The following is a 1,854-nucleotide window of genomic DNA, read 5'->3' on the forward strand; positions in this document are numbered from 1 at the left end:
TCTTTCTGGAATATAAATCCATTATCAAAGAGAGATATGCAAATCCGTCTTTAATTTTGATGTAAGTGATATCGGAAACGAGAATCATATGTGCTTCCGCCGGAATCAAATTATTGATTAAATTGGGGTATTTGAAGAAAGGATGATTCGAATTTGTGGTTCTTGAATACTTTCGAGGGTGTCATCTCGATTGTGTAAATGACTTGTGAAAAAAGAAAAAGTAACAAGGATAAAGCAGTATGAGCAAACCGAAGAATCGAGCGGAAGAACTACTCGATGAATTAATCAAAGGTAAAACCCCCCGAAGAGCTGATCGGAAACGAAGGCCTCTTAAAACAACTCACCAAATCACTTGTTGAACGAGCGATGCAAGGAGAGATGACGCATCATCTTGGGTATGAGAAAAATTCCTCAACTGGAAATAACACAGGCAATTCAAGAAATGGAAAAAGTAGCAAAAAGCTCAAAGGAGACTTTGGGACAATTGACTTGGAAGTACCGAGAGATAGAAACGGAAGCTTTGAACCTCAGATAATCCGGAAAGGACAGACACGCTTTACCGGCTTCGATGAAAAGATCATCTCGATGTATTCACGTGGAATGACAACTCGAGAAATATCTCAACACCTGAAAGAAATTTATCAAGTCGAAGTCTCGGCGGATTTAATTTCTCAAGTAACGGATTCCGTCATGGAAACGGTGATCGAATGGCAGAATCGACCCTTGGATAAAGTGTATCCGATTCTCATCATGGATGCGTTGATCGTGAAGGTTCGAGATGGCAACCACGTCGTGAACAAAGCCTTCTATTTGGCTTTAGGAATCAATCTACAGGGCACAAAAGAGATTCTTGGGATTTGGGTAGAACGCACCGAAGGGGCAAAGTTCTGGCTTCAGATTTTAACCGACTTAAAGAATCGAGGCGTTGAAGATATCTTAATCGCTTGTGTCGACGGATTGAAAGGATTTCCGGATACAATCATATCAGTTTTTCCTAATGCACAAGTTCAACTTTGTATCGTTCATATGGTTAGGAATTCTTTGAAATGGGTTTCTTACAAACAGAGGAAAGAGTTGGTAGTCGACCTAAAGGCCATCTACAAATCTCCATCGGAAGAAATTGCTAAGAAAAGCCTTGATGATTTTTCAACCAAATGGGACAGTCAGTATCCGATGATCAGCAAGTCCTGGAGGAACAATTGGGATTCGGTGATTCCTTTTTTGGCCTATCCACCTAACATTCGTAAGGCGATATACACTACAAATGCTATCGAATCCATGAATATGGGCTTAAGAAAAATTATCAAGAATCGGGGTTCGTTTCCGAACGATGAGGCGGCAATCAAGCTTCTCTATTTAGCTTTGAATAATATGTCTAAAAAATGGACCATGCCGATTCAAGATTGGGGAAAAGCTATGAACCAGTTTTCGATTCTTTTCGGAGATCGATTGAAATTGGATTCGTTTTAAGAAAGTTATTTACACAGGATTGCTGACACTACCATTTTAAATTCTTTTTAAGTTTTGTAATGAGTTGAATCCCCTTTTCATAAAGACTTTCAAACAAAGATTGACTGATATAACCTCTATCTCCGAAAAGTTTACAGCGCATCCCAAAACTTTATTTTACTTTATCAGAAAGATCAAGCTACAAGGTTCTGTTCAGTTCCGGTTTTTTCCGTAAGAAAGAACTGGTGAGGGCAGGTTCTTATCGTAAATATTCTTAACAAGTGGAAAAATCACTTTCGAATTCCTGTCGTCGACGTTTCCAGGAGTAATCATAAATGATAATATTTCACCTTGATCATTTACGATTAAATGCAATTTAAAGCCATAAAACCAGCCCGTGCTTGA

At 38.8% G+C, this 1,854-nt stretch carries 3 pseudogenes; 1 reads left to right on the forward strand and 2 read right to left on the reverse strand.

Annotated elements, in window-relative coordinates:
* Positions 1–239: 239 nt before the first annotated feature.
* A pseudogene (locus LEP1GSC062_RS01400) lies at positions 240–1,470 on the forward strand (IS256 family transposase).
* 34 nt (positions 1,471–1,504) lie between these two features.
* Here the strand turns inward: LEP1GSC062_RS01400 and LEP1GSC062_RS20765 are convergent.
* Together LEP1GSC062_RS20765 and LEP1GSC062_RS20770 are read right to left on the reverse strand one after the other, a co-directional pair.
* A pseudogene (locus LEP1GSC062_RS20765) lies at positions 1,505–1,603 on the reverse strand (transposase); the annotation flags it as partial.
* A gap of 149 nt (positions 1,604–1,752) precedes the next feature.
* Positions 1,753–1,854, reverse strand: a pseudogene (locus tag LEP1GSC062_RS20770) (transposase); the annotation flags it as partial.

The organism is Leptospira alexanderi serovar Manhao 3 str. L 60, from assembly GCF_000243815.2.
GTDB lineage: Bacteria > Spirochaetota > Leptospiria > Leptospirales > Leptospiraceae > Leptospira > Leptospira alexanderi.